The sequence below is a fragment of the Micromonospora sp. WMMD736 genome (genome assembly GCF_049179015.1).
Classification (GTDB): domain Bacteria; phylum Actinomycetota; class Actinomycetes; order Mycobacteriales; family Micromonosporaceae; genus Micromonospora.
In genome coordinates, this window is the sequence record NZ_JBMHMI010000001.1 from 1,077,046 (window position 1) to 1,093,701 (window position 16,656).

General features: G+C 73.0%; 12 protein-coding genes. 7 read left to right on the plus strand and 5 right to left on the minus strand.

The features are described 5' to 3' along the window. Window positions 1-8 precede the first annotated feature (8 nt). Window positions 9-1,355 (minus strand): ABC transporter substrate-binding protein, encoded by a 1,347-nt coding sequence (locus ACN269_RS04800; protein WP_421471217.1) that lies wholly within the window; start codon window positions 1,353-1,355, stop codon window positions 9-11. Between the two features lie 19 nt (window positions 1,356-1,374). Next, entirely contained in the window at window positions 1,375-2,505 is a 1,131-nt protein-coding gene (locus ACN269_RS04805; RefSeq protein ID WP_421471218.1) for a LacI family DNA-binding transcriptional regulator, read from the minus strand. 240 nt (window positions 2,506-2,745) lie between these two features. Between ACN269_RS04805 and ACN269_RS04810 the strand changes: the two genes are divergently transcribed. The 7 genes from ACN269_RS04810 (at window position 2,746) to ACN269_RS04840 (ending at window position 12,064) form a co-directional block, all read left to right on the plus strand. Further along, window positions 2,746-4,074: a Gfo/Idh/MocA family protein gene (locus ACN269_RS04810; protein WP_421471219.1), complete on the plus strand. Its 1,329-nt coding sequence runs from the start codon at window positions 2,746-2,748 to the stop codon at window positions 4,072-4,074. A 19-nt stretch (window positions 4,075-4,093) separates the two neighbouring features. Beyond that, window positions 4,094-5,527 carry a glucuronate isomerase gene (uxaC, locus tag ACN269_RS04815; protein WP_421471220.1) on the plus strand — a complete coding sequence of 478 codons (1,434 nt, stop codon included), beginning with the start codon at window positions 4,094-4,096 and terminating at the stop codon, window positions 5,525-5,527. After that, window positions 5,524-6,828 (plus strand): enolase C-terminal domain-like protein, encoded by a 1,305-nt coding sequence (locus ACN269_RS04820; protein WP_421471221.1) that lies wholly within the window; start codon window positions 5,524-5,526, stop codon window positions 6,826-6,828. The genes uxaC and ACN269_RS04820 overlap by 4 nt, the downstream gene beginning before the upstream one ends. Beyond that, the gene (locus ACN269_RS04825) at window positions 6,819-8,312 is read left to right on the plus strand and encodes a mannitol dehydrogenase family protein (protein WP_421471222.1); all 1,494 of its coding nucleotides are present in this window, start codon (window positions 6,819-6,821) and stop codon (window positions 8,310-8,312) included. Before ACN269_RS04820 ends, ACN269_RS04825 begins: the two co-directional genes overlap by 10 nt. 100 nt (window positions 8,313-8,412) lie before the next feature. Then, the gene (locus tag ACN269_RS04830; RefSeq protein WP_421471223.1) at window positions 8,413-9,588 is read left to right on the plus strand and encodes a Gfo/Idh/MocA family protein; all 1,176 of its coding nucleotides are present in this window, start codon (window positions 8,413-8,415) and stop codon (window positions 9,586-9,588) included. Window positions 9,589-9,916: 328 nt separating this feature from the next. Then, a complete protein-coding gene (locus tag ACN269_RS04835; protein ID WP_421471224.1) occupies window positions 9,917-11,272 on the plus strand; it encodes a pectate lyase family protein in 1,356 nt (451 codons plus the stop codon). Between the two features lie 81 nt (window positions 11,273-11,353). Further along, entirely contained in the window at window positions 11,354-12,064 is a 711-nt protein-coding gene (locus tag ACN269_RS04840) for an HD domain-containing protein (protein WP_421471225.1), read from the plus strand. Between the two features lie 151 nt (window positions 12,065-12,215). Here the strand turns inward: ACN269_RS04840 and ACN269_RS04845 are convergent, their stop codons facing one another. The 3 genes from ACN269_RS04845 to ACN269_RS04855 form a co-directional block, all read right to left on the minus strand. Further along, window positions 12,216-13,031 carry an AfsR/SARP family transcriptional regulator gene (locus ACN269_RS04845; protein ID WP_421471226.1) on the minus strand — a complete coding sequence of 272 codons (816 nt, stop codon included), beginning with the start codon at window positions 13,029-13,031 and terminating at the stop codon, window positions 12,216-12,218. 137 nt (window positions 13,032-13,168) lie between these two features. Beyond that, window positions 13,169-14,296, minus strand: coding sequence for a hypothetical protein (locus tag ACN269_RS04850; RefSeq protein WP_421471227.1), 1,128 nt, complete (start codon window positions 14,294-14,296; stop codon window positions 13,169-13,171). Between the two features lie 13 nt (window positions 14,297-14,309). Further along, window positions 14,310-16,655 (minus strand): hypothetical protein, encoded by a 2,346-nt coding sequence (locus ACN269_RS04855; protein WP_421471228.1) that lies wholly within the window; start codon window positions 16,653-16,655, stop codon window positions 14,310-14,312. Window position 16,656 lies beyond the last annotated feature (1 nt).

Below are 16,656 nucleotides of genomic sequence, written 5' to 3' on the forward strand. Positions count from 1 at the left end.
TGGGCGGGTCAGGCGATGGCGGCCTTGCACGCCTCGACGAACTGGGCGGCGGCCTGCGCGGGGGTGGCCCGGCCGTACTGGGCGCTCTCGGCGGCCTTGACCAGCTCGGACTTGACGGTGCTGTGTCCCTTGATCGGCACCTGCGGCGACGCGCCGAACTTCTGGGTCAGCTCCGCCTCGACGGCGATCGACTGCTTCATCGCGGGGTCGGTGGTGTCGTCGCTGACCACCCGGCGCAGGTCCAGGTTGGACGGCAGCCCACGGTCCGTGCCGAGGAGCTTGACGGCTTCCTGGTCGTTGGCCAGGAAGTTGATCACGTCGACCGCGACGTCCCGGTGCTTGCTGCCCTTGAACACCGACCAGTACATCGAGGCCCGGGCCCACTGGGCGCTGGGGTCACCGGGGTACGCCACCACCCCCAGGTCGTCCTTGGTGTTCTTCTTCAGGTCCGGCATCTGGTTGGCCCAGACCCAGGACGTCGCCGACTTGCCGGTGACCACCAACTGCTTGGTGACGTCGCTGGAGTTGCCCTCGTGGATGACGTCGGCGGTCGGGGTCGCCTTGCGGTCCCGGGCGCCCTTCCACAGGTCGAACCACGCGGTCACGTCCTCGGCGGTGAAGCCCAGTTCCTTGCCCTTGTAGAGGTCCTTGCCCTGCTGGCGCAGCCAGACCCAGAACGCCTTGTAGTCGGCGCTCGGGTCCTGGGTGCCGGGCACACCCGTCTTCTTCGACACCTCTTCCGCCCAGGCGATGTGCTGTTCCCAGCTCATCCCGGTGGTCGGCTCGGGTAGGTCGTGCTTGGTCAGCAGCGTCTTGTTGTAGACCAGGCCCTGGGTGTTCTCCCCGGCGGCGACTCCGGCGAGCTTGCCGTCGACCACCCCGTACTCCAGCAGGCTCTTGGGGAACTTGGACACGTCGAGCTTGCCGGAGTCCTGGTAGGTCTTCAGGTCGAGCGTGGTGTTGCGGGCCACGTACTCGGCGAGGTAGTTGTCGTCGATCTGGAACAGGTCCGGCGGGTTGCCACCGGCGGTGAGTGTGGCGAGCTTGTCGAAGTAGCCCTGGTTGGCCTGCCAGGTTTTCTCGAACGTCACGTTCGGGTGCTTCCTGGTGTAGAGGGCGAGGGCGTCCTCGGTCAGCTTGGCCCGGGCGTCACCGCCCCACCAGAAGATCGAGAGCTTGACCGGGGCGTTCGGATCGGCGGCGCCGTCGTCGTCGCCGCAGGCGGCGGCGCCGAACAGCAGCGGCGCGGCGACCGTCGCGGCGAGCAGGCCGCGCAGCAACCGTCGCCGGGGCAGCGGGGTACCGTGAGGACGCCCGACGGGCGTGCCGGTGGTGGGGGACGTTGCGGGGTGCATGTGCGCTCACTCCTCGGCTTTAGGAGGCGACGGCATCACCCGAGGCCGCGGTCGGGATGCCCGGGCCCGCAGGGCAGTGCGGGTCCGGGCCACGGGAAGCGGCCAGGGGACGTGCCGGCCGGGCGTGCGGGCCCGGACCGGTCGAGTCGCGGATGACCAGGTCGGTCTGGAGCATTACCTGTGCGGTGGTGCGCCGGACGCCGACCGCCGTGCCGGTACCGGGCCCTCGCGCACCGCGCGGTGACTCGATGTCCTGTTGCAGCAGCATGTCGACGGCCGTCCGGCCGGCGGCCCCGGTGGGTGTGGCCACCGTCGTCAGTTTGGGTCGGGTCAGCCGGCTCAGGGCGATGTCGTCGACCCCGACGACGCTCACCTGCTGCGGCACCCGGACCCCGAGCGCGTCCAGCCCCTCGATGAGGCCGATCGCCATCAGGTCGTTGTAGGCGAGCACGGCGGTGGCGCCGCTGCGCCGCACCTGCTCGGCCACGGCGGAGCCGCCGGTCTCGGTGGGCGCGTTGGGGCCGAGCACGGTCAACTCCCCGCCACCGGCCCGGACGGCCGTGGTGGCGGCACGGCGCATCTCCCGGTTGGTCCACGAGCTGCGCGGACCGCCGAGCAGGGCGATGTCGCGGTGACCGAGACCGATCAGGTGCTCCACGGCCGCCCGGGCACCCTGTCCGACGTCCATCAGCACACAGGGCAGGCCGGTCACCTGACGGTTCACCACGACCAGCGGCACCTCGCGGCTGAGCTGCTCGATCAGGCTGTTGCTCATCCGGGGGCTGCACAGCAGCACCCCGTCGACCTGCTTCGCGAGGGCGTGGACCAACTCCTCCTCGGCGGTCGGGTCCTCGTTGGTGTCGGCCACGAACACGTGGTAGTCGCGGTGGCGTGCCTGACTCTCCGCCGCCTTGATCAGCGGCGGGAAGAACGGGTTGGCGATGTCGGCGATGATCAGCCCGATGTTGTGGGTACGCCCGGTGATGAGGGCGCGGGCGGCGCGGTTCGGCCGGTAGCCCAGGTCCTCCGCGCAGGCCAGCACACGGACCCGGGTCTCGGGATTGACCAGGTGCGGGGCGGAGAAGGTACGGGACACGGTGGAGATGTGCACCCCGGAGGCGCGGGCGACGTCCCGGATGGTGACTGGCACGGCGGCCCCTTCGTCCGAGTACGGCGGTGGTCACGCGGGTGCCGCCAATTAATGCAAACGGTTGCTCCACTGTCAACGGTGAATGTTTGCAGCTCTGTTGCGTCGACGCACCCATTGGTGACCTTCAACCCCGCAAAAGCCCATAATTGCCACCGATTGTGCCGCTCTCGTTGACGTCGTCAGATCGATCGTGGTTACTTCACTGCAAACCTTTGCAGGGGGCATCCGGAGGGCGATCGCATGTCACCGAGATCCGGCGGGCGAGTCCGCTACGCCGTCGTGGGCACCGGCGCGCGAGCGGAGATGTTCGTCCGGGCCCTGGTGCTCGACCACGCCGACACCAGCGAACTGGTCGCCTTCGCCGACGTCAACCAGACCCGGATGGACGCGCACAACCGCTGGCTGGGCGAGCTGGGACACCGCCCGGTGCCCACGTACGCCGCCGGCGAGTTCGCCGCCATGCTGGAGAAGGAACGCGTCGACGTCGTCCTGGTGACCAGCGTGGACGTCACCCACGACGAGTACGTGGTGGCCGCGCTGCGCGCCGGCCGGGACGTCGTCACCGAGAAGCCGATGACCGTCGACGCCACCCGCTGCCGGCGCATCCTGGACGCGGTGACCGAGACCGGCCGGCGCGTCACGGTCGCCTTCAACTACCGCTACAACCCGCTGCACGAGCAGGTCCGCCGGCTGCTCGCCGAGGGCGCGGTCGGTGAGATCGGCTCGGTGCACTTCGAGTGGCTGCTCGACGTGCGCCACGGCGCCGACTACTTCCGCCGCTGGCACCGCGACAAGGCCACCTCCGGCGGCCTGCTGGTGCACAAGGCCAGCCACCACTTCGACCTGGTCAACTGGTGGCTGGCCGCCACCCCGGTCCAGGTGTACGCGGCCGGCCGACTCTTCTTCTACGGCGAGGACGGCCGCCGGCACGGCTACGCCCGCGACTACGACCGGGCGTACGGCGCGCCGGCCGCCGCCGACGACCCGTTCGCGCTGCGGCTCGACGCGCACCCCCGGCTGCGCGAGCTGTACCTCGACGCCGAGGCCGAGGACGGCTACCAGCGCGACCGCAACGTGTTCGCCCCCGGCGTGAGCATCGAGGACGACATGGCGGTGCTCGCCCGCTACTCCACCGGCGCGACCATGACCTACCACCTCACCGCGTACGCCCCCTGGGAGGGCTACCGGGTGATGGTGAACGGCAGTAGGGGCCGGCTGGAGCTGGAGGTGACCGAGAACGACTACGTCGACCGGGGCACCGCCGGCGCCGTCAAGGGCGCGGCCCTGCACGGCGTCGAGGCGCCCGCCGAAGGGGGCGATGCGACGCTGACGCTCCGCCCGTTCTGGGAGCCGCCCCGGCGGATCCCCGTCGAGGGTCGTACCCGGCACGGGCACGGCGGCGCGGACGCCCGGATGACCGCGGTGCTCCTCGGCGGCCAACCCGATCCGCTGGGCCGCGCCGCGACGGCCGAGGACGGCGCGTCGGCCCTGCTCACCGGCCTGGCCGCCAACCGGTCCCTGGAGACCGGCCGACCCGTGCGCGTCGCCGACCTGCTCACCCCCCGCTGAGAAGCAGACGAGGAGCCCCGTGCCGACGTCCGATTCCACCGACCTGCTCCTGCCGGCCGAGCCCGGCCAGCGCGCGCTGGCCCGGGAGCTGTACGCCCTCGCGGCGCGGCAACCGATCATCTCGCCGCACGGGCACGTCGACCCGGCCCTGCTCGCCGAGGACCGGCCCTTCCCCGACCCGGCGCGGCTGCTCATCGTGCCCGACCACTACCTGACCAGGATGCTGCTCAGTCAGGGCGTACCCCCGGCCGAGCTGGGGGTGCCCACCCGCGACGGTGGCCCGGTGGAGGCCGACGGGCGGGTGATCTGGCGGCGCTTCGCGGCGCACTGGCACCTGTTCCGGGGCACCCCGTCGCGGCTGTGGCTGGAGCAGACCTTCCGCACCGTCTTCGGGGTGCACACCCCGCTGCGTCCCGACACCGCCGACGCCGTCTACGACGAGATCGCCGCGCGGCTCGCCGAGCCGGAGTTCCGGCCCCGGGCCCTGTTCGAGCGCTTCGGAATCGAGGTCCTCGCCACCACCGAGTCGCCGCTGGACGACCTCGCGGCGCACGCCAAGCTCGCCGCCGACGGGTGGGGTGGACCGGGCGGCCGGGTGGTCACCACGTTCCGCCCGGACGACGTGGTGGACATGGAGTTCGACGGCTGGTCGGCGAACGTGGCGCGGCTCGGCGCGCTGGCCGGCGAGGACACCGGCACGTACCCCGGTTATCTGGCCGCCCTGCGGGCCCGCCGGGCGGCCTTCGTCGCGGCCGGGGCGACCTCGTCGGACCACGGGCACCCCACCGCGCGCACCCTGGACCTGACCCCGGCCGAGGCCGCCCGCCTCTACGACCGTGGGCTGCGCGGCGCGGCGGACGCCGCCGACGCCGAGGCGTTCCGGGCGCACATGCTGATGGAGTTCGCCCGCATGTCCCTCGACGACGGCCTGGTCCTGCAACTGCACCCCGGCGCGGTGCGCAACCACAACCGCTGGCTGTACGAGCGGCACGGCCGGGACGTCGGCGGCGACGTGCCGCAGGCCACCGAGTACGTGCACGCGCTCGCCCCGCTGCTGTCCCGCTACGGCAACGACCCCCGGCTGACGGTGGTGCTCTACACCCTCGACGAGGACACCTTCACCCGCGAGCTGGCCCCCCTCGCGGGCGGGTACGCCGCGCTGCTGCTCGGGGCGCCCTGGTGGTTCCTGGACTCCCCGGAGGCGCTGCGGCGGTTCCGGGAGACGGTCACCGAGAGCGCCGGCTTCTACAACACCACCGGTTTCGTCGACGACACCCGGGCGTTCTGCTCCATCCCGGTACGCCACGACGTGGCCCGCCGGGTCGACGCCGGCTTCCTGGCCCGGCTGGTCGCCGAGCACCGGCTCGACATGGACGAGGCCGCCGAGACGATCGTCGACCTGGCGTACCGGCTACCCAGACGGGTCTTCCACTTCGGAGGCGCTGACCAGTGACCACCACCATCACCTCCGTCGAGGTGCACGACGTACGCTTCCCCACCGCCGCCCGCGGCGACGGGTCCGACGCCATCAACCGGGGCGACTACTCGGCGACGTACGTCGAGTTGGGCACCGACGCCGGGCCGGTGGGCACCGGGTTCACCTTCACCAACGGGCGGGGCAACGAGATCACCTGCGCCGCCGTGCGGGCGCTGGCCCACCACGTGCAGGGTCGTACGGTCGAGGAGATCGCCGCCGAGCCGGTGGCATTCTGGCGCTCGCTCAGCGCCGACGTGCAGTTGCGCTGGTTGGGCCCGGAGAAGGGCGTCATCCACATGGCGACCGGGGCGCTGGTCAACGCCGTGTGGGACCTGCGGGCCAGGATCGCCGGCAAGCCGATGTGGCGGTTCCTCGCCGAGCTGCCCACCGACGACCTCGTCGCCAGCGTCGACTTCCATCACATCAGCGACGCGCTGACGCCCGACGAGGCGGCCGCCATCCTCGACAAGGGACGCGCCGGCCTGGCCGGCCGGTTGGCGACGCTGGAACGGGACGGTTTCCCCTCGTACACCACCTCGGTCGGCTGGCTCGGCTACCCGGACGACAAGGTGCGGGCGCTGACCCGGCAGGCGTACGACGACGGCTGGCGGGCGATGAAGATGAAGGTCGGCGGCCCGCTCGCCGACGACCTACGCCGGGCCCGGATCGTCCGCGCCGAGATCGGCCCGGACGCGCTGCTGATGATGGACGCCAACCAGGTGTGGGACGTCGACGAGGCGATCGCCGCGATGGCCGCCCTCGCGGAGGTGGACCCGTACTGGATCGAGGAGCCGACGCACGCCGACGACATCCTCGGTCACGCCCGGATCGCCCGCGCGGTGACCGAGCTGACCGGCGGCCGGTGCCGGGTGGCCACCGGCGAGGTGGCCGCCAACCGGGTCGTCTTCAAGCAGTTGCTCCAGGCCGAGGCGATCGGCGTGATGCAGGTCGACGCGTGCCGGGTCGGCGGCGTCGACGAGGTCCTGGCCGAACTGCTGCTGGCGGCGAAGTTCGGGGTGCCGGTCTGCCCGCACGCCGGGGGCGTCGGCCTCTGCGAGTACGTCCAACACCTGGCGATCTTCGACTACCTGCGGGTCGGCGCGAGCCTCGACGGCCGGATGATCGAGTACGTCGACCACCTGCACGAACACTTCGTCGACCCGGTCCGCACCCGTGGTGGCCGCTACCTGCTGCCGGACCGGCCCGGTTACAGCGCCACCATGAGACCCGCGTCGATCGCCGAGTTCCGGTTCCCGGACGGCCCGGCATGGCGGTGACCGTCGGCGCGTCCCGCCTTGGCCTGGGAGTGCTGCGCCACCTGCCCGTCGAGTCCCGTCCCCTCGTGCGGCCGGGCACCGTGCCGACCGGCGTCGTACACCTGGGGTTGGGCGCCTTCCACCGGGCGCACCAGGCGGTCTACACCGAGGCGGCGGTCGGCGCGGCGGGCGGCGATTGGGGCATCGTGGCCGTCGCCCCGCACAGCACCGCCGTGGTCGACGCGCTCGCCGCCCAGGACCATCTGTTCAGCGTGAGCGCCCTCTCCGCCACCGACGTCAGCACCCGGGTGGTGGGCGCGCTGAGCGGGGTCCGGCACGCGCCGAGCGACCCGGACGCCGTGGTGGCGTTGCTCGCCGATCCGGCGGTCCGGGTCGTGACGCTCACCGTCACCGAGAAGGCGTACCAACTCGACCCGGTGACCGGCCGGCTGTCGCCCGATGCCGCGCTCGCCGCCGACCTCGCCGGTCATCGGTCCCCGACGACCGTGCCGGGCCTGCTGCTGCGCGGCCTGGCCGCCCGCGCCGCCGCGGACGCCGGGCCGATCGCCCTGGTGAGCTGCGACAACCTGCCGGCCAACGGCCGACGGCTGCGCGGCCTGGTCGACCAGGGGATCGAGCGGGCCGCCGGGGTGCCGACCGGGTTGGTCGACTGGGTGGCCGCCAACGTGACCTGCCCGGGGACCATGGTGGACCGCATCGTGCCGGCCAGCACCCCGGAGACCATCGACACGGCCCGCCGGGCACTCGGCGTCACCGACCTGGCGGCGGTGGCCGCCGAGCCGTACGCGCAGTGGGTCATCGAGGACGACTTCCCCGGCGGGCGGCCGGGCTGGGAGCACGCCGGGGCGGTGCTGACCGACGACGCCGGGCCGTGGGAGCGGTTGAAGCTGCGCGCCCTCAACGGCGTGCACTCGGCCGTGGCGTACCTCGGCGCGCTGGCCGGTCGGGAGACCATCGCGGACGCGCTGGAGATTCCCCACCTGGCCGACGTGCTCCGCCGGCTGATCGCCGAGGACGTCGCGGCCAGCTTCACCCCGCCGGACGGGGTGCGGGTCGTCGACTACGGCGAACAGGTCCTGGCCCGGTTCGGCAACCCGGCGATCCGGCACCGCGCCCTCCAGGTCGCCCTCGACGGGTCGCAGAAGCTGCCGCAGCGCATCCTGCACACCATCGCCGACCTGCGCGCGTCCGGGCGGTCCGCGCGCTGGGGCGCGCTGGTCGTGGCGTCCTGGTTGCGCTTCGCGCTGGGGTACGCCGACGACGGCCGCCCGTTGCCGTTGCAGGATCCCCTCGCCGGGCCCATCCGGGCCGCCCTGGACGCCGGCGCGCAGAGCCCGGCCGGCGCGGTGGAGGCGGTCTTCGCGCTGCGCGAGATCGTCCCGGCCGAGGTCGCCGACGACGACGAGGTGCGCGCCCAGGTGACCGCCTGGCTCACCGCGCTCGGGCGACACGGCGTCGAGGCGACCCTGGCCGGTGCCCGGTGAGCCGGGCGACGGTCTTGGCCGACGCGGCGGCGGTGGCCGGCGGGCGCGCGGCCCCGGCGGCGGCATCGGCAGGTCTGGTGGCGGCGTTGGCGGACATGCCGTGAACGGGTGGCTGCCGCCCGCGACGGTGGCGCTGATCGGGGCGAACGGGCACGGACACTGGCACCGGCGGGTGATCGCTCCGCTGCACGCCGACGGCCGGCTGCGGCTCGTCGCCCTGGTCGACGTCGGACCGGTGCGGGACGAGCGGGAGGCGCCGGTTCCACCCGGCGTCGGGGTGTTCACCGACCACCGGGCGATGCTCGCCGCCACCCGGCCGGAGGTGGTGGTCATCTGCACCCCGCCGCACACCCACCTGCCGATCGCCCTGGACGCGGTGGCGGCCGGCGCGGACCTGCTGCTGGAGAAGCCGCCGGTGCTGTCGCTGGCCGAGCACCACGAGCTGACCGACGCGCTCGCGGCGGCCGGTCGGGTGGCCCAGGTCGGTTTCCAGGCGCTCGGCTCGGCGGCGCTGACCGCGCTGACCGACGAGCTGGCCGCCGGCCGCCTCGGCACGGTCACCGGCATCGCCACGGTCGCCGCCTGGCAGCGGCCGGACGCCTACTATGCCCGCGCCCCGTGGGCCGGCCGCCGTACGCTCGACGGCCGGCCCGTGCTGGACGGCGCGTTGGCCAACCCGTTCGCGCACGCGGTGATGCAGTGCCTGGCCGTCGCCGAGTCGCTGGGCGGGGCACCACCGTGGCCCGTCGCCATCGAGGTGGAGCGCTACCGGGTACGGCCGATCGAGGTCGAGGACACGGCAGTGCTGCGGATCCGGTTCCGCGCCGGCCCACCCGTGCTGGCAGCGGTCACCATGGCCGCGGCGCAGTTCGTGCCGGGCGAGGTCACGGTGACCGGTACGACCGGGCAGGCCGTGCTGGAGTACCCCACCGACCGGTTGCGCCTGCCCGGCGATCCGGTGGACCGTCCCGTTCCCGGTCGACAGGGCCTGCTGGAGAACCTGCTCGCCCACCGGATCGACCCGGCCGGGGTGCCGCTGATCGCGCCACTGGCCCGTACCGCGCCGTTCACCGCGCTGCTGGACGCGTTGCGGTCCGCACCCGAGCCCCGACTGCTCGACGGCGACCTGATCGACGTGGTGGGCGACGGTGACGAGCGGGTGGTGCGGATCCGTGGCGTGGTCGAGGTGCTGCGTCGGGCGGCCGCGCAGGGCGCCCTGCCCAGCGAGCAGGGCGTGCCGTGGGCCGTGCCGGCGTACCGCGCGGACCTGGCGTAGCGGTGGCGCCGTCCGGTGGCGAGGGTGCTGCGGTTGTCCTTTGCTCTGCTTCAACCGAGGCAACACTTTTGCCCCGCAGGTGTCGCCTGGGTTGAAGCAGAGCAAAGGAGGCGGCGGGCAGCCGCCCGCCGCCTCCTCCGGTACCTGGGGCAAGCACCCGACGTCAGGAGAGACGGCCCTCGGAGCGACTGTCCGTGCGATACTGTGCGTCCACATGGGCCGGCACCACTGCAACATTCCTGCAAACAATTTATATTGACCTATATAAAACCGCGAACCTACCGTTCCTGGTGAATGCCGAACCACCACCAGCGAATGGAAGAATTCAGTGCGCGCACCCCTCATCGGGGCGGCGGTGATCGCCGTCCTGGTCGGTGCCACACCGGCCGCCGCCGCCCCCCGCCCCGACACGTCCGCCGCCGACCGACTCTCCTGGTCGACCCGTCACCTCGGACGGCAGGCCCTGCCCGAGCGTGATGGCTGGGCGGCCGACGGCACCGGGACCACCGGCGGTTCGGCCGCGGCACCCGGGCGGACCCACGTGGTCCACAGTCGCGCCGAGTTGGTGGCCGCATTGGGCGGCGACAACGCCACCAACGCCGCCGACGCCACGCCGAAACTGATCTACGTGGACGGTGCCGTCGACGGCTTCGAAGGGGCCGACGGCACCCCGCTGACCTGCGCCGACCTGGCCGACCCGGGATACCGGCTCGCGGACTACCTGGCCGCGTACGACCCGGCGGTGTGGGGCCGGGTCGCACCGACCGGACCGCTGGAGGAGGCCCGGGTACGGTCGGTGGCGAACCAGACCCGGCAGACCCAGATCAACGTGGGGCCCAACACCACCATCATCGGGCTGCGCGGAGCGCGGCTGACCGGACTCACCCTCATGGTCGACCGGGCGTCGAACGTCATCGTCCGCAATCTGACCTTCGTCGATGCCCGGGACTGCTTCCCCGCCTGGTCACCCACGGACGGCGACGCGGGCAACTGGAACAGCCAGTTCGACCAGATCTCGGTCCGCCGCGGCGAGAACGTGTGGATCGACCACAACACCTTCACCGACGGCGACAACCCGGACAGCGCCCAACCGACCTACTTCGGACGGCCCTACCAGGTGCACGACGGGTCGCTTGACGTCACGCACACCGCCAGCCTGGTCACCGCGTCGTGGAACCGCTTCATCGGACGGGACAAGGTGCTGCTGATCGGCTCGTCCAACACGGTCGGTCCGGACGTGGGTCGGCTGAAGGTGACCCTGCACCACAACCTCTTCGACGGGGTTCTGCAACGGCTCCCCCGGGTGCGATTCGGCCAGGTCGACGTCTATAACAACCAGTACCGGCTCGGCGGGGACGACTTCGAGTACGCGCTCGGCGTCGGGGTGCAGTCGGCGCTGTACGCCGAGAACAACTTCTTCACCCTGGACCCGGCGGTCGACCCGGCCGACCTGCTCCACGACTGGGGCGGCACGGCGCTGACCGAGCGGGGCTCGTGGATTCGCCAGGGCGACGGGCCGGCACGACCGGCCGACCTGCTGGCGGCGTACAACGAGGCGCACGACCCCGACCTGGGCGGCGACGCGGGCTGGACACCCACCCTGCGCCGCGACCCGGTTCTGCCGGCTCCGCTGGTTCCCCTCGTGGTGGGACCGCTCGCCGGCGCCGGTCGCCTGCCGGTGTGACGCTCGGCGCGCGGAGGACTCGCGGTCGGGTGGGCGACCTACCGGCTCATCGACGTGGAGAAGATCGGCTATAAGTGACCCATGGACTTCCCGCCGCACCTGGGCAGCATGCCGATGCACGCGATCACCGAGATCCACGGCGAACCGGGCCTGCTGGAGCGCTTCCGCCTGGAGGTCCAGCAGTTCGACGACACCGACCGGGCGCGGTTGACCGCCGCGCTCGACCTGGCCGCCGAGCTGCACCGGGACGACCGGCGGGTGCGCGAGCCGTACCTCAACCACCTGCTGCGGGTGGCCATCCGGCTGATGCACCACTACCAGGTGCGCGACGTCGACGTGATCGTCGCCGGCCTGCTGCACGACTCGGTCGAGGACCACCCGGATGAGCTGGCCGCCGGGGGCGCCGACGCCGCGCTGGCCGCGCTCGCCGAGCGGTTCGGGCCGCGCGTCGCCGCGCTCGTCGCCGCCGTCACCAACCCGGTGTACGACCCGCAGCGCGACCGGAACGAGCAGTACCGCGAGCACCTCGCGGTCAGCCTGGAACGGGAACCCTGGGCACGGGTGATCAAGGTGTCGGACTTCACCGACAACGGCGTGGGGGTGATCCACACGATCGGCCCGAAGGTGGTGTCGTCGGCCCGCAAGTACCGTCCGCTGGTGCCGCTCTTCCGGGACCTGGTCGGCCGGCCGGACACCCCGCTGTCACCCGCGGTGAAGCGGCACATCTTCGACCAGCTCGATCTCGCCGAGGAGCGCTTCAGCGCGATCCTCGACCAGCCGGCCCCGAACTGACCCACCCACCCACGTCCTCGTCCACATTCTTTGCTCTGCTTCAGCGGAGGCAACAGTCATCGCACGTCACTGTTGCCTCGGTTGAAGCAGAGCAAAGGACGACCGACAGGTGGTCGGGTCGGCCGGTCCGGGGCGATCGGTGGCGGCGGGATCAGCGGGGTGACGGGGAGACGGCTGCTGCGGCCGGTGCCGGATACGGGACGGACGCGCCGGTCAGGCCGGCGCGGACGAGCTGCTCCAGCCACCGTGTCGGGGCGATGCCCAACTCCCGGCCCAGGTCGGCGCGGAACAGCTCGAACCGCCGTACCGCCTCGTTGAGATTGCGCTCGGCCAGGTGCACACCGATCAGCACGCGGGTGGCGCTCTCCCGCAGCGGCTCCAGGTGCACGGCGGTCAGCGCCACCTGCACCGCCTCGCTGAGCCGTCCCTGGGCGGTGAGCCGTTCCGCGAGGGCCTCCAACGCGTGCAGTTGGGTCTGGCGCAGCCGCTCCCGCTCGGTCAGCACCCAGTCGTCGTACCAGCCGGGCAGCAGCTCGCCGGTCGCCAGCGCGGGCACGCCGACGCCGACGCCGGCCGGCACACCGCCGGCCAGCAGCGCCGTGGCGGCCGCACCGAGGGTGGCCACGTCGCAGGTCACCCCGGTGGCCAGGGCAAGCCGGTCGTCCTCCTCGACCAGGGGCTCGGGGGTGGCCCGGTGCAGTCGCCAGAGCATGGTGCGCAGGTTCGCCCGGGCCCGCTCCTCGTGCGAGCCGGGCCAGAGGGTGCCGGCGGCCTCCCAGCGGGCGCACCGCTGACGTACGCCGAGGTAGGCGAGGAGCCGACGGGCGCCCTGCGGCACCGCGACGGACCGGCCGTCGCGTTCCAGCGCGAACCCGCCGAGCAGCCGCAGCGCGTAGCGTGCTGGTCGCGCCGACTCGGTCTCCTGCGCCCCGGAGCGGAGGTCCTGTGCCACCTCGTGAGCTGCCATCCGCGTGCCCTTCGTACCCGATCGCTCCGTGGGAGTCCCACGCTCGGGTGTGGAGGGTCGCTACGCCAGCGCAGTGTCGTCACACCGACCCGGCGAACGTCGCGGATCAACCGTTCGCCGGAGTCGTCGCCGGCCGTTCAGCGCAGCTTGCTCAGCGTCTGGGCGTACCCGGTCCACTCGGCGGCGTCGCCGGCCTCGGCGCGTACCCCGGCCTCCTTCATGATGCCCAGCACCCGTTCGGCCGGCGCCTCGGCGAGCTTGCCGAGCGTGCTGATCCCGGCGCGGGCCAGCGCGGCGCGGGCCTTGGTCGGCACCCCGGCGAGCATCGCGATGTCGGCGTCGGCGACGTTCTCCAGGCCCGCGTCGACGCCGAGCGCGGCGGAGACCGCCGACTGGGCCCCGACGGTGGTCCGGACGATGACGGCCTCGCGCTCGCTGACCTCGGCGATCATCGCGTCCAGGCTCGGGTAGCTGCTGTCGGCCGGCAGCACCTTGAGCACGTCGCGGATGCTCCGGCCGTCGGCCACCTCGTCCTCGCCGAAGTAACGGATGAACTCGACCAGCTTCACCTCGCGCGGGAAGCGTTGCCGCACGTCGCCGTGCTCGACGGCGTAACGGGCGACCTGGGCGGCGCCGCGCACCTTCGGGCCGACCACCACGTCCACGCCGAGGGTCTCCACGGCGGGCAGCACGATCGTGCCGGCCTTGGTCTGCCAGATGCTGACCTTCTTGTCCATGAACATCGTGGTGCCCATGTACTTGCCGAAGTCCAACGCGCCGATGTAGTTGGGGATCTGCTCGAAGGTGTACGGGCCGGACACGATCTTGTTCTCGTGCACCGTCGAGTGCAGCCGGTTGATCTCGGCGCGGATCTCGTCGAGCAGCCGTCGTAGGCTAACCCGCATCGCCGCCATGCAGGTGAACGCCTTGGCCAGGTCGGCGCCGAGGTGGTCCAGGTCGTGCTCGATGCGGTGGAACCGTTCGTTGAAGCCCTGCTCCCCCGGTGTCTGGCCGGCCTGCACGACGTCCTCACCGTCCACCCAGTCGGTGTGCGCGAAGGTACGGGCGAACGGCGGTGGCGCGCAGCCCGGCTCGACCGCAGGGAACGGCTCGGCGTAGCTGAACACCCGCTTCGCGGTGCCGACGTTCTCGTAGATCCAGGAGGAGACCAGCACGCTGGCGTCCGAGGCGGGGATGCCGCCACGGGTGAACGCCTCGTACAGCTCGGTGACGGTCACCCCGTCATAGTTGATCTCGTTCGCCATCGTGGTGTCCCTCTCAGAGCTGGTCGTACACGCCGCGGTGCCGGCGCTGCTGGAAGGTGCGGAAGGTCCGGGCGACGGCCGGGCGCAGCGGCTCGGCGGTCCCGTCGTCGTCGAGGTCGACGTGGTCACGCCGGATGCCGAAGGTGTTGATCTCCACGCCGAGCGGGCAGACCCTGGTCAGGGCGTTCATCAGCCGCTCGTACTGCTCCAGGGTCAACGTCACCCCGTCGGGCAGCTCGACCCGGAACTCGTACGGATCGGTCCGGCCGGTCCGCACGTAGGAGAGCGCCACCACGGCGACCAGCCCGGCGTGGGTGGGGCGCAGCGCGGTCCGCGCGCCGACCGCCTTGATCTCCGCCGTGCCGCCGCCGAGTCCCACGGTGTACCAGCGGAACCCGGTGGCCCGGCGCTCGCTCAGGTTCACTCCGGCCTGCGGCAGGCCGATGACGCTGCACACCAGCAGCACCCGGTTGCCGGTCTCGACCAGCGGCAGCGCGGCGGCGAGGTGCGCGTCGCGCAGCAGGCCGACCAGCCGGGCCAGCCGGTCGGCGGCGGCCGGCTGGCCGGCGACCAGCGCGGACGCCAGCGCGGCCGGCAGTTCGATGGTCTCCACCAGCTCGTCGGGCAGGCGGTTCAGCGCGGCCACCACCGGTGCCGGATCGCGCACCGCGGGCAGGCCGGCGGCGGCGAGCACGGCGTCGACGGGCTGCCCGGCCGGCCGGGTCGGCACGGCCGCCCACCGGGTCCGGGCCACCGCGTCGGTCAACGGGTTCCACGTCGGCTCCCCGGCGGCCACCCAGGCCGTGCGGGCCGCCGCCAGCCCGGCCAGCAACAGGGCGTTGCCGCCCGGGTCGCCCGGCGCGTGGAACTGCGCCTCGACCGGCGCGTCGACGCCCACCGCGGCGGTCAGCGGCGCGGTCACCGCCAGCCCCCGGGTGGGCAGGTGCGACAGGTACATCACGGTGGTGCTGAGCCGGTGCGTGGTCGGCACCCCGCACACCCGCCACAGCCAGGACAGCTCGCCGTCGGCCGCGACGGCGGGCACCCCGGCGGCGCGGGCGGCGACGATGAGCGCCTCGGCGGTCCGGTCGGCGGTCACCGCCCGGCCGGTGTCCAGCACCCGGTTACGCAGGTCGGTGGCCTGCGCCGGGGTCGGCCAGTTCACGTCGACGCCGAGACCCAGCTCGTAGCGGCTGCCACCGGCGTCGTCCTGGGCCCTGCTGACCTGCCACACGATCGTCGAGCCGAGCGCCCGGCAGACCCGCCCCGCCCGGTCCAGGGCGGCGGCCAGCGGGGGCGCGATGGCGTGCGCGCTGTCGAAGGCGTACGACTGGCGCAGGCTCGCCCGCAGGGCCGTGACCTCGGCCAGCCGGCTGACCGGCAGCGCCCGGGAAGCGTGCACGGTGTTGTTCGGCGGGGTGTTGGCGGGCAGCACCAGGCGGTCGCGGCGCAGTTGGGCGAGGAAGTTGGTGCGGTGCTGCGGGCCGCCGACGGCCACCAGCCGGACCGCCACCGCGAACTGGTCGTCGTCCTCGCGCAGGGTGAAGCGCGCGCCGCCGGGCAGGTCGGCGAAGAGGCCGGTGTTCGGGTCGGTGTCCGCGCCGGGACCGTTGAGCAGGCGGCGGACCGCGCCCGGGGTGGGCAGCAGGAACCGTCGGTACAGCCCGAGCCGGTGGGCGTACGCCGCGTCCGGCTCGCGGGCCGGCGGGGCCAGCCGGCGGGCGTACACCTCGCCGTTCGTCGGCTCGTGGACCAGCTCGTCGACGAAGCGGGCCACCCCGACGTCCGCGCCGATCCGGTCCAGGGCGTCGCGTCGGGCGTGGGCCAGGGTCCGGTACGCGTGCACCTCCCGGGCCGCGCGGCGCAGCCGGTGCTTCTCGTACGACACCAGATAGAGCAGGCGACCCAGGTTGCCCTCGACCACGGCCAGCTCGACCAGCGCCGCAAGGGCCGTACCGGTGACCGCCGTGGCGGTCGCGCCCTCGTCGGCCCGCTCGACCGCCACGGCGACGGCGAACGGCGCGACCAGCGGCTCGTCGGCGGTGTCCGGCACGTACGCCGGCACCGACGCGCCGGCGGCGGACCAGGGCGCGAACACCATCGGTGGCAGCACCTGCTGCCCCGCACCGCCCGGGTCGACGGTGACCGTCACCCGGACGGTCTCCTCGGCCAGGTCGCGGCGCAGCACGACGGTGAGCAGCGGGTGTCGACTCGTCCAGTCCACGGCGGCGGCGCCGGACCCGGCGAGCGGCACCACGACCCGCCGGACGGTCCCCGGGTACGGGCCCTCCAGTTGGTCGACGAGGTTGCGTTCGACGGACGGGTCGACGCCGTCCACGGGTACCCGGATGTCGGTCATC